Genomic DNA, 24117 nt, shown 5'->3' on the forward strand with positions numbered 1-24117 from the left:
ATCAGTTCCTTCCAACGGTGGGCTCGGTGGTTTGGGTGGTGACAGGTGCGGCAGCGCCGGGGATGCGGGCCAACGCGACCGTGATGTTGTCCTGGCCGCCCTGGGCGTTGGCCCAGTCGACCAGCGCCGACGACATCGCGCGCGGTTCACCGCCGTGTTCGGCCGCGGTACGGCGTACGAGCTCGCCGAGTGGAACCGCCTCGGAGCAGTAGTTCCACAGCCCGTCCGAGCAGACCAGCAACCAGCCGGCGCTTTCGGCTCGTAGATGGGTGGTCTTGGGGGTGTGATCGGGCGCGTCCGTGCCGAGCCAGCGGGTGATCGCGTGCGCGTGCGGACCGGTCTCGGCCTCGTGCCGCGAAACGCCCGTGGCCATCAGTTCGGCGGCCCACGAGTCGTCCACGGTGAGCCCGACGGCCTCGCCCGCGTCGGGGAACCAGTACGCGCGGCTGTCCCCGACGTTGCCGGCCACGATCAGCCCGTTCTCGACGACGGCCGCGACGAACGTGCAGGACGCGGGATTGCTGCTGCCGGGGCTGGTGTTCGTGAGCACGGCCTCCTGCGCCGCGTCGGCCGCGGCCTTGAAGCGAGCCACGATCGCGCTGATTCGCGAGGACTCGGTGCCCAGGCCTTGGGCCCGGCCAACCGCCAGGACATCCCGCGCGGCTTTTGCGGCGGCAAGGCTCGCCACGTCGGAATCGGTCGAAGAGCTGACCCCGTCGCAGACCACCAGGACCGCGCGGCTGCCTGGTTCGGCATCGGCGTCCAGCGCGGCGGCGTCCTCGTTGCGGTGGTGCCGGATACCGCGGTCGCAGGTCATCGCGACCCACGCCGCGGGCTGCTCGTCGAAGTGGTCGCGCGGTTTGGCCGCCTTGGTCCCGCAGGTCTGGCAGTAGCCGTCGTCGCCGACGACGCCACCGCAACTGCGGCACGGCTGCACCGCCGCGTTGACGGGCACCTCCACGGTGGCCGCCGAGTTGGCTGCCGTGTTGGTCGCCACCTCCACGGTGGGCTCGTCCGGGGACGAGGTGAGGGCCGATCCGCAGGCCTCGCAGAAGCGGTCGCCCTCGGCGACACCGCCGCCGCAGGAGGGGCAGACCAAGCTGGTGCCGGCAGTCATCGCAGTGTCCATCCTCGAACCTCGTTGGCCAGGTCGACCAGGGCGACCCGGTCTTGTCGTGTCGGTGCCTGAACGGCCAGTTCACGGTAGGCGTGCTCGAGGCCATCGCGCAGTTCGGCCTCGGTCGCGACCCGGTCCGCGATCCGTACGTCCGGCCGGTCGCCGTTCGCCAGCACCTCGTCCAGGGCGCTGCGGAACACGCTCGCGGCCAGCCTCGCCCGGTCCACCGGGTCGATCGTGAGCCTGCCGATACTGTCCATCGCCGCGGCCAGCGCGGGTAGTCCCCGGCCGGAAGCGGCCAGCAGGCCGGCCCGTTGGCGGCGGGCCCGGATGTACGCGCCGTTGGTCGGCGGGACCAGGTCGAGCGCGGCGATCGCGCCATCCAGGTCGCGCGGCGCCCGGATCGCGGCGAGCCCGAAGGCCGAAGGCGCGATGTAGTTCGCGTCCGTGCGCGCGCAGGTCAGGTAGAGGCCTTCGGCGACGTCGTGCTCACCGCTCATCTCGCACGACACCGCGAGGGCCAGCTTCGGCGCGAGTTCGCCCGGCACCTGGCCGTAGACCGCGTTGAACGCCGAGCGCGCGGCCGCCGCGTCCTCCCGGGCCAGCGCGGCCAGCCCGGACATCCAAACCGCGCGCCACTCCCACGGGTCGTCGGCCAGCATTTCGGTGACAACCTGGTCGACGAGCGCGGGCTGACCCGATTCCAGCGCCGCCTCCGCGATGTGCAGCCGGACCTCCGGCGTCATCTCGGGCGCGGTCCGCAGCGCCTCCAGCCTGGCGACGGGATCGGGCACGCTGACCGTGCTGAGCCAGCTCGCCATCTTGTCGGCGTGATCCGGAATCAGTTCGGGCAGTCGCCGCCATACCGGCGAGTGGTCGTCCGGCGCGGCCGGGCTGCCGAACAGCAGTGACGGCGTCGAGTGGGCTGCCGCGCCGACACCCGACTTGGCCGCGACCACCTCACGCAGTACGCCGAGCAGCTGCACGCGTAGTTCGTCGGCCGACATGAACCGGTCGGCCGGATCGGGCGCGCAGGCCTTCAGCAGCAGCCGGTAGAACGAGTCGAACTGCTGGAACAGCGGCACTTCCGAGACCGGCGGCAGCGACGCCAGGTACGTCGACTGGTAGCCGCGGAACTCCATCGCCAGCACCGTCAGGGTCCGGCCGAGCGTGAAGATGTCGGAGGCGATCGACGTACCCACCTCGGGTACTTCCGGCGCCTGGTAGCCGACCGTGCCGAAGATGGCCGAGTCCATGTCGTCGATCCGCCGGACACCACCGAGGTCGATCAGCTTGACCGCGTCGCCGACCTGGATGATGTTGTCCGGCTTGAAGTCGCAGTAGACCAGGCCGAGGTCGTGCAGGTACGAGAACGCCGGCAGGATCTCGACCAGGTACGCGATCGCCTGGTCGATCGGCAGCGCGTCGTACCTGCCGTTGTTCGCGGCCATTCGCTGCTTGAGCAGGGTCTTCAGCGACGTACCGCCGACGTACTCCATCACGATGTAGCCGGCGCCTTCGTGCGTGACGAAGTTGTAGATCTCGACGATCAGCGGGTGCTCGACCCGGGCGAGGAACTGCTGCTCGGCAATGGCGGCCGCGACGGCGTCAGGGTCGTCGGAGTTCAGCAGGCCCTTCAGAACGACCCAGCGGTCTGAGACGTTCTTGTCGCGGGCCATGTAGATCCAGCCGAAACCACCGTGGGCAAGGCATCCGGCCACCTCGTACTGCCCGCCGACGAGGTCACCCGCCTTGAGCTTCGGGGAGAACGAGAACGGGCTACGGCACTTCGGGCAGAAGCCTTCGGTCCGGCCGGGCTGATCGCCTCGCGAGCGTCCGACCGGGCTGCCGCAGGTCGGGCAGTTGCGGCGCTCTTCCGGAACCATCGGGTTCTCGAGGATGGCGTGCGTGGCGTCGATCGGTGGAATGGTCGGGATCGTCGTCAGCCCGGCACCGAGCCGTGCACCGCGCAAGCGGGTCGAACTCGTTCCGAGCCTGCGGGTCAGCTTCGAGCCGGATGCGGCCGCGCGGGCGGACCCGAGCGCGGTAGAGGCCAGGCGGTTCGAAGCCCGGGACACTGTCGACGGCGAGCTGATCGGCGACTCCTGCGCACCGGCGCCTGCAGCACCTGCGACGCCTGCGGTGGCTGAGGTGCTTGCAGCCGCGGGGGAGCCGCAGACGTCGCAGTAGCCGTCAAGGATCGAGCCGGTACATCCCGGCTGAGTGCAGGCGATAGTCGTCATGGCGTCCCTCCTGTGGCACTACTGGGGCCCGAGCGGTCCGGCCCGGCGGTGGTGCTGGTGTCCAGATAGGCCTCGTAGGCCGCGATCAGCGCGCCGAGCCGGATCAGGTCCACCGGTTCGGCAGCGAGGGCCGCACGCCCTCGCCGGTAGAGCTCTTCCAGGTCCTCGTTCGTCGTACCGGCCTTCACTCGGTAGGCGTCCAGCCGTCCGGCCAGCTCGTCCCGCCGTTCCAGCGCCGCGCCGTACGCCGTCTGGGCCTGACCGAGCGCGCGTCGTACGGCGTCCAGGCGGACCAGGTACGCCGCGAGGGCGTCAGGCGTGTTCGGAACCGGGCCTAGCGCGGTGACATCCGGTACGGCGAGCCGGGGCGCGGGGGATACCGACGCCACGCAGCGATCCGCGACGGCCCGTACGGCGATGCCCTGGGCCTCTAGTTCGTTGCGAAGCGCCCGGGCCTTCGCGACGTCCTCGGCCCGCTCGCGCCGGGTGGCGCCGCCAACGATCAGGTCGCGCTCGGCACGGGCGGCGTCTTGTTCCAGCGGGCCGATCAACCCACCGATGTCGGCGCCTCGTTTGGCGCGTTCGGTGGTGTCGGTGACCCGGCGATCCAGTTCGTCCAGCGTCTTGGTGGCGACGTCCCGCACGTTGGCCGGTTCGCGGGCGACCAGGTCGCGGATGCGCTCCACCTGGACCCGCAGCCCCCGCAGCCGCGCGGCCAGATCGGCATCACCCGGATCGAGCGCGAGCCGGGCCCGCAACGAACCGGCCAGTGCGTCGGACAAGGTGCATGCCTCGGGCAACGAGACCGCGAGCGAACCACCCGCGGCGCTGGTGTCGAGACCACCCCAGATCAACGTCGTCAGGCGTTCGGCTTCGGTCTGGCCGACCCGGCCCGAGTCCCACGTCACCAGCAGCAGTTCGTACCGGTCGGAGACGGACTTCCAGACGGCCATCGACAACATCACGTCAGGGCTCAACGCGTCCGCGTCGGGCGAATGCAGCGCGGCCCGGTCCAGTTCGTCCAGCTCGGCCCGGCGCGCGTCCCGCCACCGGCCGAGTGCGTCCAGGTAGTCGAGCATTTGCTTGGCCGGAACGGTCGAACCCATCCGGCCCGGCGGCTGCGGCGCGACCGCTGTCATGGGTTCCTGCCGTAGACGGCCGGCGGAGGCGCCGGCGCGGGACCGAGGTCCGCCGCCAGCCACTTGGTGTACGCCGCCTTCCAGCGTCCGTCGGCCCTCAGTTGCTCCAGTACGCCGTTCACGAACCTCACCAGGTCAGGACGCGTCTTCGCCATGCCCAGGCCGTACGGCTCGTCGGTGAAGGCGGGAGCCTTGATGACCTTCGCATACGGGTCTTGGGCGGCCAGACCCGCGAGCACGGTGTCGTCACCGGTGATCGCGTCGACCTTGCCCTGCTGGAACAGCACCAGGCACCCGGTGTGGGTGTCGGCCGGAACCGCTACGACATTCGGGAAGTCCTTGATCTTCTCCAGGCTGGTTGAGGCAGCCGGGGCGCAAACCTTCTTACCACTCAGGCTTTCCAGGCCGGTGGCCTTCGACTCGAGTGGGACCAGAACCTTCTGCCCGGCGTGGTAGTACTCGGTGGAGAAGGCGATCTGGCTCCACCGGTCGCAGTTGATCGTCATGTTGCGGGCAACGATGTCGACACTGCCGTTCTGCAGCACGGGAATGCGCTGGGCGCTGGAGATCACCCGCAGTTCGAGGGTGTCCTTGGTGGTGCCGAAGATCGCCTGCGCGACGGCCTTGGCGATATCGATGTCGAAGCCCTCGAGCTGGCCGCTGATCGGATTCCTTGCCCCGAGCAACAATGTGTCGGCCGAGACGCCGACGATGAGGCGGCCGCGGTCCTGGATGGCCTTCATCGACGAGCCGGCCGGCATCGCGTTCGCGGCGGGCAGCGGCCCAGTCGGCTGGTACGACGCGACCGGGGTGCCGCAGTTCGGCTGGGCCGACGGCTGGGCGGCCGGCGCCACGGTGGGAGCGGCCTTGGGCGGCACGGCGGTGTCCGCGTAGTTCCCGGAGGTGCAAGCCACCGCGAGCAGCGCGACGGCCAGAACCGCGCCCAGACGCCCGGCTGACTTGAAGCGGTTCACTGGCTTGAGGCGGTTCATCGGTACTCCTCCAGTCGCTGCGACAGGCCCCACCAGGCGAGCAGTGCGACCAGCAGGCCGATCGGCAGGCCGAGCCACGCCCAGACCGGTAGCGAGTTGCCTGCGTCGAGCAGATCCGCGCGGGCGGTGTTACTGGTGGCCGCCAGGCTGGTGCTGGAGGCCTTGTCGAACTCGTTGAACGCCTGCGGCGAGTTCAGCGCCAGCTGGACGGCTGCGTCCCAGCGGCCCGAGTCGTCCAACTGGCGGATCTGCTCGTGCGCCTTGACGTACGCGTCCCAGCGGGCCGACAAACCCGACGCCTCGCGCACCTTCGTACCGGCCTCGCTGGATTCCTGCCGAGCCGTGTTCGACGCGGTCACCCAGGCCTTCTCGAACGCGGCACCCGAGCCGCGGGCGATCAGCGTCAGGCTCTCGTTCGACTTGGCGTCGAAGGCGGCGACCCGGGCGCGGGCCAGCCCGATCGTGCCGGCGTACGTCGTATCGCGGACGTCGTCGGCCGCGTTCTTCGAGCCGGTCAGTACGGCGCCACCGGCGATCGTCGTGAGTAACACCACCAGGGCGGCGGCGAACAACGGGAGGTTCAGGTAGCGGTGTGTCCGGCGAGCCAGCCAGAACAGGGCCAGTCCGAGCACGAGCAGCGTGACCAGTCCGGCGGCGACGACCCAGGCGGTACCGCGGCCGGTGTTGCCGAGTTCGGTCTCGAGCCGCTTCTCGTTCGCGCTGACCAGCGCCGTCAGTACGGGCAGGGCGTCGGTCTGCAGCAGGGCGTTCGCGTCCTTCAGGTACTGCGCGCCGACCGGCAGGGCCTGGCGGTTGTTCGCCCGGGCCTGCTCGACCAGGCCTTGATACGTCAGGACCGTGGTGTTGAGCGCGCCGAGGGCTACCGCGTCCGCGGGCTGGGACTTCGCGGCCTCGGTGATCAGCTTCGAAGCCGCGGCCATCGAGTCGGTGAAGTGCTGCCGCTGGGCGGGCGGTTCCAGCCCGCCGCTCAGGAAGGCGTTGGTGGCGTCCGCGTTCGCGCTGACCAGGCTGGTGTGAATGGCCTGGATCCGGACCAGCTGAGCCGTGTTCGCCTCGGCCCGGTTTAGCGAGCCGTCGGCCGCGCGGAAGCCTTGAGCCGCGCACAGCCCGAACACCACGCCTAGAGCGCCGAGCACCAGCAGCCAGGCGCGGAGCCGACCGGGCGTGCCTTCGAACCAGGTCTTGACCGGATTCGCCCGGGTGGCCTGGACCGCCGTGGGCTGCCAACCCGTTCCCTGCGGCTGCCCTTGGCCTTGGCCCGGGTACGGCGACTGGACGGGTGGCGCGGCCGCGGGTGGTGCCGCCGTCTGCAGCTGGCTCATGCCGTCTCTCCCTTGTCGGGTGTCTCAGCCTCGTCGGCCACGTCTTTGTCCTCGGCCGCGTCTTTGTCCTTGCCCGCCACGGTGGTGCCGGGCTGGTCCTCGGATGCCCCAGGCGCCTCGGACGCCTCGGACGCCTCGGACGTCTCGGACGCTTCGGGCTCGTCGGTGAGGTCGGCGGCGAGGATCTGACGCAGTTGCTCGGTGGTCGGTTCAGTCACGTCGCGAAGCCGCCAGGCGTGCCGCCCGATCGCGGCCTCCAGCATGTTGCGGGCGAACCGCCCGTTGCCGAACGAAGGCCCGCGGGGAGTGTGCTGGAGGATCGTCACAAAGGCGTCCACTGCGTCCGGCACCAGCTCATAGTCCGCGTTGCGCGCCAGGCCGACCAGGATGTCGATCAGCTCGCCATCGGTGTAGTCGTCGAACTCGATCGTGGTCCGGAACCGGCTCGCCAGTCCCGGGTTCGCTGCGATGAAGTCGGCCATCGGTTCGGGATAACCCGCCACGATCACGACCAGATCGTCCCGGCGGTCCTCCATCTCCTTGACCAGGGTGTCGACCGCCTCGCGCCCGTACTGGTCGGCACCGCCCGCACCGGCCGTGAGGCTGTACGCCTCGTCGATGAACAGCACACCGCCTGCCGCCGACGCGACCACCTCGGCCGTCTTCACCGCGGTCTGCCCGAGGTAACCGGCCACTAGTTCGGAACGGTCCACCTCGATGAGCTGACCCTTCGAGAGCAGCCCGAGCGCCTTGTAGATGCCGCTGACCAGCCGGGCGACCGTGGTCTTACCCGTGCCGGGGTTGCCGACGAAGACCAGGTGCCGGGTGATCGTCGGGCTCTTGAGACCTGCCTCGGTCCGGAGCTTCTCCACCCGCAGTACGGCGACTTGCCGGTGCACTTCGCGTTTGACCCGTTCCAAGCCGGTCAAGGCGTCCAGCTCGGCTAGTAGCTCCTCCACCGTCCGCTGGGGCTCCGCCTCCGCTTCAGCCGCTACGACGGCCTGCTCCGCCTCGGGCTGCACGCCAACCGCCGATCCACCTGGACCGGCCGAACCGCCTAGACCGGCCGAACCGCCTGAGGCCGTCGTGCCACTTGAGGTCGTCGTACCGCCTGGGAGCGCCGTACCGCTTAGTGACGGCGTACCGGCTTGGGGCGACGTACCGGGCAAGAGCGGGCGGGCGCCGGCGGCCTGGAGTTGGGCGGCTGCGGCGACCGAGGCGTTGCCGACGACTCGCATGGTCGGTTCGCCCAGCGTGCAGGCTGCGGAGGCTAGTTCGGCCAGGGCCTCGGCATACGCCACCTTCTCGGATGAACCCTGTGCGACCAGCTCAGTCAGTACGGCGGTCGGAGAGCCGCGCCAACGCCTACCGCGCACAGCGGCGTCAAAGAAGTCTTGAACGGTCGCACCGGGCGTAACCGCCATCCAGTCGGCAGAAGCACGTGGAGCCGACTCGGCCAGTGCTGCCGCCAGGGAGAGACCTTCGGCGCGTGCGTTCTCGGCCGGGACGCCCGCCCGGGTCGCGACGGCCAAGAGCGCGTCGAGGGCATCCTTCAGCTCGGTGCCGGTCATGCCCCTCCTCTTCCGGGTGGCGGTGTCAGCGGCCCTTGTCCGGGCGGCGGTGTTTCGGGTCCTGCAGAGGTATTGAGGTCTGGAGCCGGTGTGGACGGGATGTTCTGGTCGAGAGCGAGACCACCGCCCGTAGACGCCTGACCGAACTTCTCGGCCAGGAACCGCCCATGCGCGACCAGAGCCGCCGCATCCGCCCGGTTGACCGCGTCGAAGACCTTGTCCATCGTGGCGCCGAGTAGATCCAGCTGGTCGATCAAGATCATCAGGGAGGTCTTACCGCGATCGACCGGTCGGCTGTCCGCCCACTGTCTCGGCAGCCGCAGGTATCCACTGATGGCCTCGGGCAGATAGTCCGTCGCCGTCGCCATCACCGAGTACGCCTGCGGACTACCGGCGCCGAGGTTGGCCAGCCGGGGGATGGTGTCCCGCACGGTGCGCACGACCCGGTTGACCCGCGACGCGACGACCGCTGGAACCGCTCCACCCGCGACCAGTTGCTCGACCCGGACCAGCGCGTCCAGCAGGTCCTCGGTGGTGGGTGCCCGCGGGATCGGGGCCGGCTCAGGCTCGCGGTGCCTGCCGGTGATCCGCGCGAAGAACCCGCCCAACGCCATCCGTCCTCACTGGTTTGTCGAGTGCTCCGATCGCCGGGAACGGCGTCAGCGGCCGATCTCGAGGTCGAGCGAGCCCTGCACCACCCGCTGGTCCTGGTTCGCGACCCGGTCCAGGTACGTGCGCGACTTGGTCACCTCGGTCTCCAGCGTGCCGATGGTGGCGGCCATGGAGTCGAGTGCCTGGACCTTGAACGTGTCGATCGCGTCCATCGTGGCGTAGATGTTCTGGAACGCCGCCTGCAGTTGCGGCAGGCCGATCGTCGCCGAGGCGGCCTGCTGCTGGATCGCGACCGAGTTGTCCCGCAGCATCTGCGAGGTGCGCTCGATCATGCCGCTGGTGGTGCTGTTCAGCGCGGTGATCTGGTCCAGCACCAGCTTTTGGTTGCCGAGGGCCTGCGCGACGATGACCGCCGTACGCAGCGCCGACACCGTGGTGGTGGAGGCCCGGTCGACCCCCTTGATCAGCTCGATGTTGTTCTTGATCACGATGTCGATGGCCAGGTAGTTCTGGATCGACACGGCCAGCTGGGTGAGCAGATCCTGGTGTTTTTGCCGGACGTAGAACAGCACGTCGTCGCGCAGTGCCCGGGCCCGCTCGGGGTCGGTGGCCTCGAGGTTCGCGATGTTGGCCGACAGCTTGGCGTCGAGCCGCTCCGCGACGTACACATACTGGTTGAGGCGGGCCATCGCGTCCCAGAGCTGCTGCTTCTCCAGGTTCAGCGCGGCGTTGTCCTTGGCGAGCTCGTCCTGGCCGTCGCGCAGCGCGTGCAGAATGCCGTCCAGGTGGGACTGGGCGCTCTGGTACTTGCGGAAGTAGTCCTCGATCTTGTCGCCGAACGGGATCATGCCGAGCAGCTTCTTGACCCCGGTCGCGTCCTTCGGATCGAGGTCCTCGACGGTACGGCGAAGTTCGAGCAGGGTTTTGCCGACGGTCGAGCCCTCGGACAGACCGCCACTTTGCAGGGCCTTGACCGGGGACTGCAGCAGCCGGTTCGAGCTCTCGGCCGCGTGCCGGATGTCGACGTCACCCATGCTGCGCACATCGGTCGCCTTCGCGGCGAACTCGGGGGAGCGCGGCTCGGTTGTCATCAGCGAGCCCAGGAAGCTCTCGACCTTCGAGTCCAGCCCGGGCAGCGCGGCGGGATCGACCGCCGGGGCGAGGCTCGGGGCGGTCGTGGCGGCTACGGGCTGCGGTGGCGCGGGTGCGGTGAGTGTCAGCGCTGGCGCCAGATCTGGCGGCTGAAGTGGACTGGGCGCTGCCTGCCCCTGCCCGCCGGTCGGTGCATCCGTCATCGTGTTCCCCTCCGATGGCCCCAGCGAGCGGTCGCTCGCTCCCCTGTCGCGTACATACGCAGTGACGCGCACACAATCTACGCGGTTCCCGGTCCGTTTCGGCGCCACAATCCAGCAACGATGCGGCAACCCGGAGCCCGGTCAGCTGGGGCGGCGGCGATCCAGCGTGACGAAGGCGTAGCCGTCGTACGGCTCGCGGGCCGTCTCGGTCCATTCGGCCCGGTCGAACGCGGGAAAGGTGACGTCACCCTCGGGAGCCTGGTCCACCTCGGTCAACTCGAGCCGATCGGCGTACGGCAGGGCCTGCCGGTAGATCTCGCCACCTCCGGCGACGTACAGGTCGTTGCCCTCGGCAAGCTTCAGGGCGTCGTCCAGCTTCAGGGCGTCGTCCAGGGAGTGGGCCACCTCGACGCCGTCGACGGACCAGTCGAGCTGGCGGGTCACCACGACGGTACGGCGCCCGGGCAGCGGCCGGCCGATCGAGTCGTACGTCTTGCGGCCCATCACGAGGGTGTGCCCGAACGTGAGCCGCTTGAAGCGCTGCAGGTCCTCGCGAATCCGGAACGGCAGATCGTTGTCCCGGCCGATCACGCCGTTACTGCCCACCGCCGCGATCAGGATGATCGTCATACCGCGATGGGGGCTTTGATGCCGGGGTGCGGGTCGTAGCCGATCAGCTCGACGTCAGCCAGCTGGTACTCGTCGATCGAGTCGCGCTGGGCCAGCTGGAGCTTCGGCAGCGGACGCGGTTCGCGGGAGAGTTGGAGCTCGGCCTGCTCGAGGTGGTTCAGGTAGAGGTGCGCGTCACCCAGCGTGTGCACGAAGTCGCCCACTTGCAGACCGGTCTGCTGCGCGACCATGTGGGTCAGCAGGGCGTACGACGCGATGTTGAACGGCACGCCCAGGAAGATGTCGGCGGACCGCTGGTAGAGCTGGCACGACAACCGCCCGTCGGCCACGTAGAACTGGAACATCGTGTGACATGGCGGGAGTGCCATGTTCTCGATCTCGGCGACGTTCCAGGCGCTGACCAGATGGCGGCGCGAGTCCGGGTTGGTCTTGATCGACTCGATCACGGCCTTGATCTGATCGACGTGCCGGCCGTCCGGAGTCGGCCACGAGCGCCACTGGTAGCCGTACACGGGTCCGAGCTCACCGTCGGCGTCGGCCCATTCGTCCCAGATCTTGATGCCGTTGTCCTGCAGCCACTTGACGTTGGTCGAACCGCTGAGGAACCAGAGCAGCTCGCCCACCACCGACTTGAGGTGGATCTTCTTCGTGGTGAGGACCGGGAAACCCGCGGAGAGGTCGTACCGCGTCTGGTGGCCGAAAACGCTCAGCGTGCCAGTGCCGGTGCGATCCCCCTTCTTGGTGCCGTTCGTCAGTACATGCTCGAGCAACTCCAGATACGCCTTCACGCCCCGAATCTACCTCCGCGACCCTCCATGCCGTGACGGCCTCGCCGATTGGATCCCGGGTCGAGGCTCAGGAGGCCGGTTGGAAGGTGCTGGTGATTGTGCGGAAGGTCTCCTGGCTGTCATCCCATTGCCGGTTCGGTGTGGACCAGTAGATGCTGTAGGCCCGCCGTGGCCCCGTGACCACGCCCCGGTTCAGTACGTGCTGGCGTCCGTTGCGGCCCGCGTACGTGAACTCCCAGTCGGCCGCCTTGTCGAAGTAGTCCACTGCCTCGATCCGGATTCGCTGGTACTCCGGGTAGCCGTCGCGGCGGCTCTGCTCCTGCTGGCGCCAGTCGGCGACCGGGTCCGCCTTCGGTTGGGTGGTCTGGTCGATCAGCAGGAAACGACCGCCATCTGGTTCGCGGAAGTACACCCGGCCACCGTTGCGCTCCACGTTCCAGTCGTCCGGTACGGCGAGGGAGAAGCCGGTCGGATCGCTATGCCGTTTGAACCCGGCCGGAACCGCATCCGCCGGGTTGGTCGGCGTCGAAGTCGGCCGGGAGGTCGGCTGTGTCGGCTGGCTGGTCGGGGCAGTGGAGGCTGGCGACGAAGGCGTCGTGCTCTGCGAGGCGCTGGTTCTCGGCCCGCTGCTCTGGGGCCTACTGGTCTGGGGTGCGCTGGTTTGGCCCGAGCCGGACGGCCCGCCGCTAGTGGGCGCGACCGTGGGCGACGTACCGCCCACGCCGGACCGCTGTCCGGGGCTGTCGTCGTCCGGATTGAACAAGGTCCACGCCGTGAGAGCACCGATCAGCAACACACACGCCGCCAGAACCCCTAACGCCTTCGGCCCCCATCTACCCGGCGACTCCTTCGTCCCCGCAGGGCCATCCCCATCCCCGCTGCTCGCTGGACCGGCCAACGCCGAGCCACCCCCATCCCGGCCGCTCGCGGAGCCGGCCAACGCCGGGCCGGCCCCAGCCGCCGCAGGCGAAGCCGCCTCGGGTGCCGTTGGCGACGTCGTGGCGGGTGAAGGGGTTGTGGGTGAGACGGATGTAGCGGGCGGGGTAGTGGCTTGGGGTTGAGGGGCGGCGGGCGGTACGGGCAGGATGCGAGTCCGCTGTCCCCGGTCCGAAGTAGGCGTCTCTGAGGCGGACTCGGCCGGCAAGGCCGCCGTCTCGTCGCCGGGACTGCCATCTAAAGGTGCCGTCTCGTCGCCGGAAGCACTGGGCAAGAGGGCTGTGCAGGCTTCGAAGTTGGGTGGCGGAACGCTGTGCGTGTCGGACTTCGGTTCGGTGGCTGCTTCTTGGAGCAGGTGGCGGGCGGTCGGAGCGTCGAGGCGTTCGGCCGGGCTTTTCCGGAGCAGGCCTTCCAGCGCAGGCCAGAGCGGCCCCGCGAGCTCGGGCGGATCGGGAGCCTCAGTGACAGCGGCGGTCAGCGTCGGCAGGGCAGAACCGCGATCGTGCGGCGCACGGCCTTCCACCGCTGTGTAGAGGGTGGCGCCCAGCGACCACAGGTCTGACTCGGGACCCGCACCGCGCGCCTGAACGCGTTCGGGCGCGATGTACGCGGGCGATCCCACCAGCGTGCCGGACTGTGTCAGGGACGGATCACCCTCCAGCGTGGCGATACCGAAATCCGTCAGGACAACCCTGCCGTCGTCCGCGAGCAGTACGTTGCTCGGCTTGACGTCGCGATGCAGTACGCCGGCCGAGTGCGCCGTCTCGAGCGCGGCCAGTACCTGCAACCCGATCCGTGCCACCTGCCAGGAGGGCAGCGGCCCGTCACGACGTACGGCGTCGGCCAAGGTCCGGGATTTCACCAACTCCATGACGATCCACGGCCGGCCCTCCTCTTCCACCACGTCGTACACCGCAACGACATTGGGATGGCTGAGCCGAGCCGCCGAACGGGCCTCGCGAAGTGTCCGGTGGCGCAGAACCTCACGTTCTTCGTCCGGTAGTTCGGGCGGCAGCAGAATCTCCTTCACCGCCACCTCGCGGCCGAGCACCTCGTCGCGCGCGTGCCAGACCACCCCCATCCCGCCCCGCCCGAGCGAATCGAGCAACCGATACCGCCCCGCCAACAGGCGTCCCTCCGACTCTCCACTGCGCATCCATCACGAGTGCCCCATCCCCGCCACCTGACACCTCCGCCCACTCGCGCTGCGCTGGCGGGTCGGCACAGCGTTGCGCCACTTCGCGGTGGCGGGCTGTCACGGCGTGGTGTCGATTGCTCTGCATTCGCTCGCCTCTTAACGCGGCGGGCGCCTTTGGTCGCCAACGCGGGCGGGCGAATTCGGGCCAATCGTCGCCTTCCCCCACCCGGTCCCGCCTTAGCCGTAACCGCCGGACAGAGCCCGCGAAGCAACCAAGGTTGACAACCCGGTCCTTGTCAACCAGGGTTGCTACATGGATGTGGAACCGAAAGAGCCGGCGGACGGGTTGGCCGCCGTAGTTGCGTTGAGGAGGCTTGCCGACCGGCTGGAGGACGGGCAGGTTGAGCAGGCGATGGCGGCGGGCTGGAGCTGGGCCGAGGTGGCTGAGGTCCTTGGTGTTACCCGTCAAGCAGTGCACAAGAAGCACGCTCGGCGCTTGATCGCGGCGGGCGTCGTTCAGGGGAGGCGATCGTGAGTACAGACATCGACGTACGGAAGATCCTCGTAGAACACGCCCGCCACGAAGCAGTGGCTGACGGCTCCGCAGCGATCGAAGCGGAACACCTGTTCCTGGCCCTGGCTGCACGAGAAGGAACCTCAGCCCAGCGAGTCCTCGCGGAAGCAGGTCTCGACCGCGACTCCATTCGCGCCGCTCTCGACCGCGAGTGGCAGCAGAGCCTGGCCGTTGCCGGCGTGCGGGTCGAACTCGCCGCGCTGCCGATACCCACTCCCGATCCGAAGGCCAAACCCGGCATCGGCGCCTCGGCGCGGCTGGCTCTGGAGCGGTCGATCCACAAGCAAGCCGGCGGCACCGTACGGCGGATCGGCCCGAGCCACCTCCTGGCCGGCGTACTCGCATCGGACCGGGGCCGAGTCGCCCGCGTTCTCGCCCTGGCCGACATCAACCGCGAACACCTGCTGGCCCAGGCCATCACCGCGGAGGCCGCCGATGGCCGGTGACGAGCGGACCCGCCTGCTGGTGAAGGCGGGCCTGATCGCGGGACCGGTGTTCGTAGCGACCTTCCTGATCGCCGGAGCCGTGCGCACCGGCGGATACGACCCCCTGAAGCATCCGGTCAGTTCGCTGCAGTTGGGCGCGACCGGTTGGGTGCAGACGGCGAACTTTCTCATCGCCGGAGCTCTCGCCGTGGCGTGCGGCGTCGGCCTTTGGCGCAGCCGTCCCGAGGCGTCCCGCGCGGTCGCGGCGCTGATCGGAGTCTGGGGGATCGGCCTGATCGGTGCCGGCCTGTTCCGCACGGACCCGGTCAGCGGCTACCCAGCCGGAACCTCTGAGGCGATCGAGTACACCACGCTCGGCATCTTGCACGACGCCTTCTCGCTACCCGCCTTCATCGGCCTCTTCGCCTCGATGGTGGTGTACGCGATCTGGTCCGCGAAGCGCCGATCACTCGCTCTCGCGGCGTATTCCGGACTGAGCGCCCTCGTCTTCCTCGGCATGTTCGTTTTGGCCAGCGCCGGGTTCAGTCAAACCGCGGCACTCGTCGACACCGCAGGCCTGTTCCAGCGGATCGCCGTCATCGTCGGCTGGGCCTGGATCGCCGTCGTCGCCCACCAAGCCCTCAACCGCCCGCACTAGCCGGCCAAACCCGCAACCACCCGCGCCGGCCGGCCAAACGCTCAACCGCCCGCGCTAGCCGGCCAAACGCTCAACCGCCCGTGCCGGCCGGACCAACTCCTGCGCGAGGAGGACTGGCGCGTGCGCTGGGCGGAGTGCGATCGACGGGATGGCCGTTCTTCCAGATGGTGTGGATATCGCGGAGGGCGGTGATGTCGCTCGTCGGGTCGCCTTCGACCAGGACAAGGTCGGCGCGCAGGCCCGGCGCGATCCGGCCGCGGTCGGTCAGGCCGAAGTGGTGAGCGGGGGCGGCGGTCGCGGCGGTCAGGGCCTCGGCCGGGCTCAGACCCGCGCGAGTCAGATGGGTGACCTCCATCAACATGCTGACGCCGTACGCATTGGCCCGGACCGGGGCATCGGTTCCCGCCAGGATCGGTACGCCTGCCTCGTGCAGCTTGCGCACGTTGGCCATCGCCACCCGCAGGAGTTCGGGCCGCGGTGCAGGGATCTGGCTCAGGAAGTACTCCTGCTCCGGACTGAGCCAAGGCGTGATCCGCCGGTCCGCAAGCAGTTCCAGCGCGCCGACGCCGAAGTCGATCACCGAGAGGGTCGGTACGACGAAGGCGCCATTGCGCGCGACGAGTCGTACGTCGGCCGCGGTCGCCTCCACATCCCAGAAGACGTGCACCAGGCCATCGGTGCCGGCCTCGACCGCGTGCAGGAAGACGCTGCGCTTCTCCGCATGTCCCACGGCAAGCAGGTCGAGCCGATGCGCGGCGGCGATGACCTGCTCGATTTGCCGCGGCGTCAACGTAGGCAGGGGAAACGACGCTCCGCCTGGTTCCGAAACGAACTTGATGTAGTCCGACCCCTCGGCGGCCCGTTCGGCGATGAAACGCGGGATGTTCGTCTCTGCCGTCACCCGCGGCATCTCCCAGCCTGCGTTGACCGGATGACCGCCAGGCACGCTGATCCCGTTACCCGCCGACCACAGATCGGCCGTCGTGGTCTTCCTGGCGGAACGGCGTTGGGCCCGCGCGGCGGGAATCATCGCCGGGTCGTTCATCATGTCGAGTTCGGTGGTGACGCCGAATCGCAGCGCGTCCGCCCGCCCCTCCGGATAACTGTGTACATGCGAGTCGATCAGCCCGGGCAGTACGGTCCGGCCGTGGCCGTCGTAGACCACCGGGTGGTCCATTCGCGGTAGACGGCCCGCGGCGACGATGTGCCCGCCCGCCACCAGGACGGAGCCACGCTCGATCACCCGGCGTCCGTCGAAGATCCGCACGTCCCGGAGCAGAAAGCCCTTCGGTGCCGGGACAGCGGCGTCGGCGAACGAAGGTACGGCGGCCCACGCGGCCGCGGCTGGCAGCAGCCAGAGCACCCTGCGCCGGGTTGTCGGTTCGGTCATGACCCGACGCTAAACAAGGCCGTTCCAGCTGTCTTCCGACTTTGGGCTGGTATGGGGGCGACTGAGGTATCAGATCGTTTCGAAGGCGGCCATCATCGCCATGTCCTCGTGTTCCAGGTTGTGGCAATGGATCAGGTACTTGCCCTTGTGGCCGGTGAACCTGATCAGCACCTCCACCACCTCGGCGGGGCGTACGTCGACGGTGTCCTTCCAGCCCGCGTCGTACGGCCCGGGCTTTCCGCCGCCGCGCGACAAGACCTGGAACGGCGACAGGTGGACGTGGACCGGATGGTGCACGTCCGTCACGAACGACCAGATCTCGAAATCCCCGAGCCGCGGCCGAGCCTCCATGTGCGACGGGTCGAACGGCCGCCCGTTGATCACCCAGTCCGCATGCGAACCAGCCTGGCCCTTCCGGAACCGCCACTGACGCCGTACGACGCGGGACGGAGCCGGAACCACCTTGTACGACGAGAGTTTCGCCGGGATGGCCGAATCGTCCTTCGCGGCCCGGGTCACCTTGAACCGCATCACCTGGGCGGTTGATCCCGAGCCGAGGCGGTTGACCAGAGTCACGTCGGACCCGACGGCGTACTGGCTGAAGTCGATGATGACGTCGAACCGTTCGGCTGGTGCGACGACCAGGCTTGAGTGTTCGATCGGCTTGTCCAGCAGGCCGCCGTCGCTGCCGATCTGGTGGATCTTGCCCGGGCCTGGGTCAAGCGCTAGCTCGTAGCGGCGGGCGTTCGACGCGTTCAAGAGGCGGAAGCGGTAGCGAGCGGCTTCCACCTCCAGGGCCGGCCAAGGGGCACCGTTGACCAGGATGACATCGCCGACAACGCCTTCCATATAAGCGTTTTCGACGCCCGGTGTACTTTGCAGGGTCGGGTCGAGCGCGGGATAGCGGAATGACCCGTCGGCGTTGAACGCCCGATCCGCGATCACCAGTGGGATCTCGCGATCGCCCGCGGGCAAGGGCAACGCGTCCTCCTCGGCGTCCCGGATCAGGTGCAGGCCGGCCAGGCCGCGGTAGACCTGTGGTGCGGTGAAATCCATCCGGTGATCGTGGTACCAGAGCGTGGCGGCGCGTTGCGTATTCGGATAGACATGCGTACGACGCCCCTGCCGTACGTCGCCGGGCATGGCGTGGCCGCCGTGGTGCTCGTGACCGCCAGTACTCCCACCTACCGGCATAACTAGGTCCGTGGGCCAGCCGTCGCTATCGGCCGGAGTGTGCCCGCCATGGAGGTGAACCACCGTCGGTACGTCCAGGTGGTTGACCTGCTCGACGGCGATCGTGCGACCGCTGCGCACGTCGAACGTCGGCCCCGGGAACTGGCCGTCATACCCGAGGACCTCCGTCTGTAGACCCGGCAGGATCTCGAGCTTCGCCTTGCGCTGGGTGATCCGGTAGTGGTCCACGCCGTTCGCCGTCCTTACAGGCTTCGCGACGGGCGGGAACGGCAAGGGGTGGGTAAAGGCCTCCGGTAGGGGTGCGGTACTCCGAAGCAGTTCGGCGGTCTGCGACGGCTTGAGGTCGAAACCGCAGCCAGTCAGGCTGAGAGCCGCCCCGGTGACGCCGAGAAAGCCTCGTCGGGAAAGTGTCATCGGGCTACCTCCTGTTGGTGCACCCGGCGCGGGCGAACCTGCCGCGCCGACGGCCGGAACGACCAGATCGTCAGTAGCAGCACGGCCACCACGATCGACGTACCAAGGGGAATGTGAACGGACATCGTCTGGGTGTGGCCGAGCGTCATCTGGGTCATCTCGGCGAGGAACAGGCCGATCGAGGCGAGCACGGGCCAGCCGCGTCCCCGCCCGGCCAGCCAGTACAAGGCGGCGACGAAGATCTGCAGGAACGCCAGCATCCAAACCAGCGAGCCGATCGGGCTGTGCACGCTCATCGCGTCCACCTCACCGGCCAGGAAGTACCCGGCCATCACCGGTTGGAGCACGATCAACGCGGCGTGCAGCAGCAGCGTGATTCGCAACAGAGCAAGGCTGATCGTCACGCCAGCGCCCTCCCGTCAGGCCGGGCGGCTCGGCGATCGACCCGTGCAGCCGGCCGGAAGGTCCAGATCGCGAGGGCGCAGCTGGCGAACAGCAGCCCGACGCCCACCGGAATATGCAGCGCGAGGAACCGGTCGAAGCCCAGCGCGATCTGGTACGACTCCACCGCCAGAATCAGCGCGGCCACCAGTGCCGGCGCGCCGCTGCCGCCGCGGCGCCAGTAGATCGTTGCCATCGGCAACAGGATCGTCGCGAGCACGGACACGCCCAGTCCGACCGTCTGATGGGCCCGGATCGCGCTGACGCTGCCGGACAGGTACGAGCCGGCCAGGACCGGTTGCAGGAACACGGCGACGGCATGGAGCACCGCGAGGATGCGCAAGAGCAGCAGGGAGCCTCTCATGATCGACACACTAGTAGGCTATCTACATGTAGCGCGACCTCATAACCCTGACTCGTCCCTGAAAAAACCGGATGACGGCTTCGCGGCCGGCGACTACGGTGGGTGGCATGTCTTACGTCTTCTACCTGTGAGATCCGGCCGGCCCGCGGCTTGCCCATTCGAGCGCGCCGCGGCCGGTTTCTCCTGCCCTGTTTCGGCATCTGGCCCAGTTTCGGCCGGACTCAGAAGACGAGGAGACGCGTATGCGCGTTCGCCCGGATACCCAACTGACCCTGACCGACGTCACCGTGCGCTACCCCGATCAGCTGGTACTCGACCGTGTCACGCTGTCGATCCGGCCCGGCGAGAAGGTGGGCGTGGTCGGTGAGAACGGCTCGGGCAAGTCCACCCTGCTCCGGCTGATCGCCGGCCTGCAGGAACCGGCCGACGGTGAGATCGTGGTCGCCGCGCCCGGCGGTATCGGCCATCTCGCACAGGCGCTGGGCCTGCCCGGCTCGGCCTCGGTCACCGATGTCATCGATCACGCGATGGCCGATCTGCGTGCGCTCGAACGGGATATCGCCGCCGCCGAGGCGGACCTGACCGATCTCGACGGGTACGGCGACTTGCTGGCGGCGTACGAACAGCGAGGTGGTTACGAGGCCGACTCGCGCGTGGACGCGGCCCTGCACGGCCTCGGTCTGCCCGGGCTCGACCGTGATCGCCTGATCGGAACGCTCTCGGGTGGCCAGCGGGCGCGACTGGCGCTGGCCGCGATGCTGGCGTCGTCACCCGAGCTGATCCTGCTCGACGAGCCGACGAACCACCTCGACGATGACGCGATCACCTGGCTCGAGCAGCACCTGCGCCGGTTCAAAGGCACGGTGGTCGCCGTGACACACGACCGGGCCTTCCTGGACGCGGTCACCTCGACCGTGCTGGAGGTCGACGCCGACACCCACGCCGTACGGCGCTACGGCGACGGTTATGCCGGCATGCTGCGCGCGAAGGCCTCCGCGCGGCAACGCTGGCAGCAGCAGTACGCCGACTGGAAGGCGGAGGTGGAGCGTCATACCGAACTCGCGGACAAGGCCATCGAATGGCTCGACGGCATCGCCCGCAAGAGCGCGAAGGACAGCTCGGGCGCCAGCCATTCGAGATCGTCCGCGACCAACACCGCGAACAAGATCCGCAATTCCCGCGAGCAGCTCAAGCGGTTGGAGGCCAATCCGGTACCGCGTCCGCCGGAGCCGCTGGTGTTCGCGTCTCCGCTCGCCGGGGTGACCCGCAAGGGCGGGGTCGAGCTCGACGATGTGGAACTCGGCTCGCGCTTGCGAGTGCCCGAGTTGTCGCTGACGCCGGGGGAGCGGTTGCTCGTCACGGGTGCGAACGGCGCGGGCAAAACCACGTTGCTACGCGTCCTCGCGGGAGAGGTGAAGCCGGATCGCGGCCGCGTACGCCGTACTGGCCGGGTGGGGTTCTTCCGCCAGGACGACGGTTCGCCGGGTGCCGAGACGGTGCTCGCGCGGTTCGCGGCGGGGCGGAAGGGATCGCCCGAGGACCATCGGGACGAGCTGTTGTCGCTTGGGCTGTTCCGTGCCGAGGACTTGGCCAAACCGATGGCGGCGTTGTCGATCGGCCAGCGGCGACGGGTGGACCTGGCCCGGTTGGTGAGCCGGCCGGTCGATCTTCTGTTGCTGGACGAACCGACCAATCACCTGTCACCGGCTCTGGTCGACGAACTGGAACAGGCACTGGCCGGCTTCGGTGGTGTGCTGGTTCTGGTCACGCACGACCGCTCGCTGCGCTCGGCCTTCGCGGGCCGCACGCTGCACCTCACCGCCGGACAACCGGCAGAGGTCGCCGCCTAGGCCGCACCGGCTGGAAGGGTCGTCTAGGTGAGGCGGCCGAGAGGGCTGACGCTGATGCCCGCGCGCTCGCACACCCAGTGCGGGTCCGGGCCCAGCTCGGGCTCGATCCGCAGTTCGTGATCGGCCAGTTCGTCGCACGCCGTACACCGTGGCCAGCGCACGCCGGAGTCGACCAGCCGGTCCTGAACGTCCTGCGCGACCAGGCCGGCGATGTGCTCGGCGCCGTCCGGCCATTGGTCGAGCCACCACTGGCGACCCGCGACGGCGTCCTCCAGCAGGGAGACCATCACAGGGTCGTTGAACCCCCGCGCGGCCAGGTCGTGAAGCACCAGCGCACGGGCGGTCAGCAGGACATCGGGATCGTTCATCGTCCATCAGCCTGCCAGACGCCACCGACAACCCAAACCTGGCGACCGCCCGCACTGCCGTTCAACGTCCGGTGCGGGCGGTCGCCAGGGGGTTCAGGCCGTGCAGTTGGGCTTGGGATCGAGCCGGTCGGCCAGGGCCAGTTCGTGCCGGGCGGTGGCCCGCAGGGTGGCGCTCAACCGGGCGCGAACGTAGGTCCGGACGGGGCCGGTGACCGGGCTGCGGCGCGGCGCCGGGTCCGGCTCGTGGATCTGCGGGGCGTCGGGCAAGGCCGACTGGGCCAGGGCACGGGTGTTCTCGACCGCGGTGTTTCCGGGCATGAAGGACATGGCTGTGCTCCCTTCCGGTGAGCTGAATGAGCCGGTGGGCTCGATGAACTGAGCCGAACGCGGCTCAGTGAGGTGTCGGTGAGCCGGCCGGGCTCGATGTGTCGGCGGTCAGGACCGCGGGGCCGGTCCGCTGGTCGAGCGGACGACCAGTTCGGTCGGCAGCAGGACCTGGTGTTCGGTGACGGCCGGATCGAGCAGGATCCGGCCGATGGCGCGGCCCTTGTCCTTGATCGGCTGCCGGATGGTGGTGAGTCCCGCCGTGGCCGCCGCGGGAATGTCGTCGAATCCGACCACGGTGAGATCGCGTCCGGCGGTCAGCCCACGGGTGCGCATCGCCTCCAGCGCGCCGAGGGCGAGTACGTCGCTGAGGCCGACGATCGCGGTTGGCCGGTCCTGCGAGTCCAGCGCCAGCTCGGCGGCGACCCGGCCGGAGCCCACCGCGTTGTGTCCGCCGGACATGATCCGGATCCGGACGTCGCCCAGTTCCGAGCGCAGGCCGCCGATGCGCTGCTCACAGTCGGCACAGTCCACGTCACTCAGGCTGAGCTCGACCGCTTCGCCACCCGCGGGGCGGTTGTTGTCGACCAGCACGACCAGGTCCCGATGCCCGAGCCGGGCCAGATGGCGGCCCATCGCGGCGGCCGCCGCGAACTCGTCGATCGCGACCCACAGACCGTCCGGATCGGTCTGCCGGTTGGTGCTGACCATCGGAATTCCGCGCGCCTTGATCATGTCGAGCGCCGGATGGCCCTCGTCCACGCAGAACACCGTGACGGCGTCGATCGCGGCCTGCCGCACCGCCGTCGTACTGCCCTCGGTGTCCGCGTCGCTGATCGGCATCAGCAACAGGCTGGTGCTGAACTGCTCGGCGACCTCGGCCAGGCCCGCGAGAAAACCGACGGCATAGGGGTCCGAAAACGCGTAGGAGAGTTTGTCGGTGAACAGCACCCCGATCGACCCGGCCTTGCCGCTGCGCAGGGTGCGCGCCGCGGCGTCGGGCCCGGCGTACCCCAGTTCGGCGGCGGTCGCGAGGATGCGCTCGCGCAGAGCGGTGGAGAGCTGGCCCGGCTTGTTGTACGCGTTCGACACCGTCGACGGCGAGACGCCGACGGCCTGCGCGACGGTCTTGATGGTGACCCCGGGAGACATCTCCACGAACCCTTCTGTATCGTTCTTCTAAATCGTTCTAGAAAAACGATACAGAAGCTGGTGGCGGATCGTCAAGGCATATCTCCGGACCCGGCTGACGTGGTCACAAGCGTCCGATGAACGGCGACACGCCTGGTCACTAGCGTCCGATGAACGGCGACACGCGGGGGCGGGGGAGGATGGGGGTATGGGAGTTGCGGGTGGGTTGCTTGAGGTGATCGCGCTGCATCCGGCGGACGCGGAGGCGGCGCAGGAGGGCGGGGCGGACCGGCTGGAGCTGTGCGCCTCGATGGAGTCCGACGGGTTGTGCCCAAGCGTGTCGACGGTGAGCGCGATCCGGCGCAGTACGGATCTGCCGCTGCGGGTGATGTTGCGGGCCACCGACTCGTTCACGACGGAGCCGGCCGAGGTCGAGCGCCTTGCCGGACTAGCGCAGCAGTACCTGGCCGCCGGGGCCGACGGGTTTGTGCTCGGCTTTCTCACCCCGGACGCCGAAATCGACGTACAGGCCACTGCGGCTCTGGTCGGGACTTTCGCCGGGACGCCGTGGACGTTTCACCGGGCCATCGACGCGGCCCTGGATCCGCGGAAGGCCTGGAGGGCATTGCGGACTTTGCCCGGCCTGGACTGCGTACTGACGGCTGGTTCGGTTCGAGGTGTCGAGACCGGGTTGGACGACTTGTGCCGCCGGGCCAAGGAAGACCCGGATGTGGCCGCCGTGACGATGGCCGGAGGTGGGTTGAAGCCTGAGCATGTTCCGTGGTTGCTGGGCTCGGGAGTACGTCGGTTCCACGTAGGGTCGTCGGTGCGCCGGGACGGTTCGTGGACCAAGGCGTACGTCGACTCGCGGTTCGTCCGAGCCTGGCGGAACCTGCTCGACGCCGAGGTTGGGAGGCACGCGTGATCCTCATTGATCCGCCGGTCTGGCCGGGCTGGGGCAAGGTCTGGTCGCACCTGGTGAGTGACGAGTCGTTCGAGGAGTTGCACGCCTTCGCGAAGGCCGCGGGCATTCCGGCCAAGGGCTTCGACCGGGACCACTACGACGTACCGTCCGAGCTGTACGACGAGATGGTCGCGCTGGGCGCCTTACCGGTCGCCAGCCGGGTACTGGTTCGCAGGCTGATCGACTCGGGCCTACGTCACCGTAAAGGCTCGTAGC

At 68.9% G+C, this 24117-nt stretch carries 24 protein-coding genes; 6 read left to right on the forward strand and 18 right to left on the reverse strand.

Annotated features, from left to right (window positions below):
* Position 1: 1 nt before the first annotated feature.
* The 11 genes from ACFFGN_RS32745 to ACFFGN_RS32795 form a co-directional block, all read right to left on the reverse strand.
* Entirely contained in the window at positions 2-1129 is a 1128-nt protein-coding gene (locus ACFFGN_RS32745) for a PP2C family protein-serine/threonine phosphatase (protein ID WP_380055943.1), read from the reverse strand.
* The gene (locus ACFFGN_RS32750; protein ID WP_380055946.1) at positions 1114-3360 is read right to left on the reverse strand and encodes a serine/threonine-protein kinase; all 2247 of its coding nucleotides are present in this window, start codon (positions 3358-3360) and stop codon (positions 1114-1116) included. The genes ACFFGN_RS32745 and ACFFGN_RS32750 overlap by 16 nt, the downstream gene beginning before the upstream one ends.
* Entirely contained in the window at positions 3357-4499 is a 1143-nt protein-coding gene (locus ACFFGN_RS32755) for a coiled-coil domain-containing protein (protein ID WP_380055949.1), read from the reverse strand. The genes ACFFGN_RS32750 and ACFFGN_RS32755 overlap by 4 nt, the downstream gene beginning before the upstream one ends.
* Positions 4496-5491, reverse strand: coding sequence for a glutamate ABC transporter substrate-binding protein (locus ACFFGN_RS32760; protein WP_380055952.1), 996 nt, complete (start codon positions 5489-5491; stop codon positions 4496-4498). The genes ACFFGN_RS32755 and ACFFGN_RS32760 overlap by 4 nt, the downstream gene beginning before the upstream one ends.
* A complete protein-coding gene (locus tag ACFFGN_RS32765; RefSeq protein WP_380055954.1) occupies positions 5488-6834 on the reverse strand; it encodes a GlnX family signal transduction membrane protein in 1347 nt (448 codons plus the stop codon). Before ACFFGN_RS32765 ends, ACFFGN_RS32760 begins: the two co-directional genes overlap by 4 nt.
* Positions 6831-8405, reverse strand: coding sequence for an AAA family ATPase (locus ACFFGN_RS32770; RefSeq protein ID WP_380055957.1), 1575 nt, complete (start codon positions 8403-8405; stop codon positions 6831-6833). The genes ACFFGN_RS32765 and ACFFGN_RS32770 overlap by 4 nt, the downstream gene beginning before the upstream one ends.
* On the reverse strand, positions 8402-9019 hold the full coding sequence (locus ACFFGN_RS32775) for a hypothetical protein (RefSeq protein WP_380055960.1): 618 nt from the start codon (positions 9017-9019) through the stop codon (positions 8402-8404). The genes ACFFGN_RS32770 and ACFFGN_RS32775 overlap by 4 nt, the downstream gene beginning before the upstream one ends.
* 45 nt (positions 9020-9064) lie before the next feature.
* Positions 9065-10312, reverse strand: coding sequence for a toxic anion resistance protein (locus tag ACFFGN_RS32780; RefSeq protein ID WP_380055963.1), 1248 nt, complete (start codon positions 10310-10312; stop codon positions 9065-9067).
* A gap of 141 nt (positions 10313-10453) precedes the next feature.
* Complete coding sequence (locus tag ACFFGN_RS32785; RefSeq protein ID WP_380055966.1) at positions 10454-10942, reverse strand: dihydrofolate reductase; 489 nt, start codon at positions 10940-10942, stop codon at positions 10454-10456.
* Positions 10939-11730: a thymidylate synthase gene (locus ACFFGN_RS32790; RefSeq protein WP_380055969.1), complete on the reverse strand. Its 792-nt coding sequence runs from the start codon at positions 11728-11730 to the stop codon at positions 10939-10941. Before ACFFGN_RS32790 ends, ACFFGN_RS32785 begins: the two co-directional genes overlap by 4 nt.
* A gap of 67 nt (positions 11731-11797) precedes the next feature.
* On the reverse strand, positions 11798-13822 hold the full coding sequence (locus ACFFGN_RS32795) for a serine/threonine protein kinase (protein ID WP_380055972.1): 2025 nt from the start codon (positions 13820-13822) through the stop codon (positions 11798-11800).
* Between the two features lie 295 nt (positions 13823-14117).
* Here ACFFGN_RS32795 and ACFFGN_RS32800 point away from each other — a divergent pair, with 295 nt between their 5' ends.
* The 3 genes from ACFFGN_RS32800 to ACFFGN_RS32810 are packed head-to-tail and all read left to right on the forward strand — an operon-like array spanning position 14118 to position 15461.
* On the forward strand, positions 14118-14339 hold the full coding sequence (locus ACFFGN_RS32800) for a hypothetical protein (protein WP_380055976.1): 222 nt from the start codon (positions 14118-14120) through the stop codon (positions 14337-14339).
* Positions 14336-14824, forward strand: coding sequence for a Clp protease N-terminal domain-containing protein (locus ACFFGN_RS32805; RefSeq protein ID WP_380055979.1), 489 nt, complete (start codon positions 14336-14338; stop codon positions 14822-14824). The genes ACFFGN_RS32800 and ACFFGN_RS32805 overlap by 4 nt, the downstream gene beginning before the upstream one ends.
* Positions 14814-15461 (forward strand): DUF998 domain-containing protein, encoded by a 648-nt coding sequence (locus ACFFGN_RS32810; protein ID WP_380055981.1) that lies wholly within the window; start codon positions 14814-14816, stop codon positions 15459-15461. The genes ACFFGN_RS32805 and ACFFGN_RS32810 overlap by 11 nt, the downstream gene beginning before the upstream one ends.
* Before the next feature lie 70 nt (positions 15462-15531).
* Here the strand turns inward: ACFFGN_RS32810 and ACFFGN_RS32815 are convergent, their stop codons facing one another.
* The 4 genes from ACFFGN_RS32815 to ACFFGN_RS32830 all read right to left on the reverse strand — a co-directional run bounded on the left by ACFFGN_RS32815 (position 15532) and on the right by ACFFGN_RS32830 (position 19264).
* Entirely contained in the window at positions 15532-16851 is a 1320-nt protein-coding gene (locus ACFFGN_RS32815) for an amidohydrolase family protein (protein WP_380055984.1), read from the reverse strand.
* A gap of 69 nt (positions 16852-16920) precedes the next feature.
* Positions 16921-18459, reverse strand: coding sequence for a multicopper oxidase family protein (locus ACFFGN_RS32820; protein WP_380055987.1), 1539 nt, complete (start codon positions 18457-18459; stop codon positions 16921-16923).
* A complete protein-coding gene (locus ACFFGN_RS32825) occupies positions 18456-18863 on the reverse strand; it encodes a hypothetical protein (protein WP_380055990.1) in 408 nt (135 codons plus the stop codon). The genes ACFFGN_RS32820 and ACFFGN_RS32825 overlap by 4 nt, the downstream gene beginning before the upstream one ends.
* Positions 18860-19264: a hypothetical protein gene (locus ACFFGN_RS32830; protein ID WP_380055993.1), complete on the reverse strand. Its 405-nt coding sequence runs from the start codon at positions 19262-19264 to the stop codon at positions 18860-18862. Before ACFFGN_RS32830 ends, ACFFGN_RS32825 begins: the two co-directional genes overlap by 4 nt.
* Before the next feature lie 242 nt (positions 19265-19506).
* On the opposite strand from ACFFGN_RS32830, the gene abc-f reads away from it, so the two are divergent.
* Positions 19507-21114: a ribosomal protection-like ABC-F family protein gene (gene abc-f / locus ACFFGN_RS32835; RefSeq protein WP_380055996.1), complete on the forward strand. Its 1608-nt coding sequence runs from the start codon at positions 19507-19509 to the stop codon at positions 21112-21114.
* 23 nt (positions 21115-21137) lie between these two features.
* Here the strand turns inward: abc-f and ACFFGN_RS32840 are convergent, their stop codons facing one another.
* The 3 genes from ACFFGN_RS32840 to ACFFGN_RS32850 all read right to left on the reverse strand — a co-directional run bounded on the left by ACFFGN_RS32840 (position 21138) and on the right by ACFFGN_RS32850 (position 22958).
* Positions 21138-21482, reverse strand: a complete 345-nt coding sequence (locus tag ACFFGN_RS32840; protein ID WP_328991061.1) for a DUF8819 family protein — start codon at positions 21480-21482, stop codon at positions 21138-21140.
* A 93-nt stretch (positions 21483-21575) separates the two neighbouring features.
* On the reverse strand, positions 21576-21809 hold the full coding sequence (locus ACFFGN_RS32845) for a hypothetical protein (protein ID WP_380056000.1): 234 nt from the start codon (positions 21807-21809) through the stop codon (positions 21576-21578).
* A 108-nt stretch (positions 21810-21917) separates the two neighbouring features.
* Positions 21918-22958, reverse strand: a complete 1041-nt coding sequence (locus ACFFGN_RS32850; RefSeq protein ID WP_380056003.1) for a LacI family DNA-binding transcriptional regulator — start codon at positions 22956-22958, stop codon at positions 21918-21920.
* A 187-nt stretch (positions 22959-23145) separates the two neighbouring features.
* On the opposite strand from ACFFGN_RS32850, the gene ACFFGN_RS32855 reads away from it, so the two are divergent.
* Both ACFFGN_RS32855 and ACFFGN_RS32860 read left to right on the forward strand, forming a co-directional pair.
* Positions 23146-23862: a copper homeostasis protein CutC gene (locus ACFFGN_RS32855; RefSeq protein WP_380056006.1), complete on the forward strand. Its 717-nt coding sequence runs from the start codon at positions 23146-23148 to the stop codon at positions 23860-23862.
* Positions 23859-24116 carry a DUF4031 domain-containing protein gene (locus ACFFGN_RS32860; protein WP_380056009.1) on the forward strand — a complete coding sequence of 86 codons (258 nt, stop codon included), beginning with the start codon at positions 23859-23861 and terminating at the stop codon, positions 24114-24116. Before ACFFGN_RS32855 ends, ACFFGN_RS32860 begins: the two co-directional genes overlap by 4 nt.
* Position 24117 lies beyond the last annotated feature (1 nt).

This window comes from Kribbella deserti (assembly GCF_042434725.1).
Taxonomy (GTDB): Bacteria; Actinomycetota; Actinomycetes; order Propionibacteriales; family Kribbellaceae; genus Kribbella; species Kribbella deserti.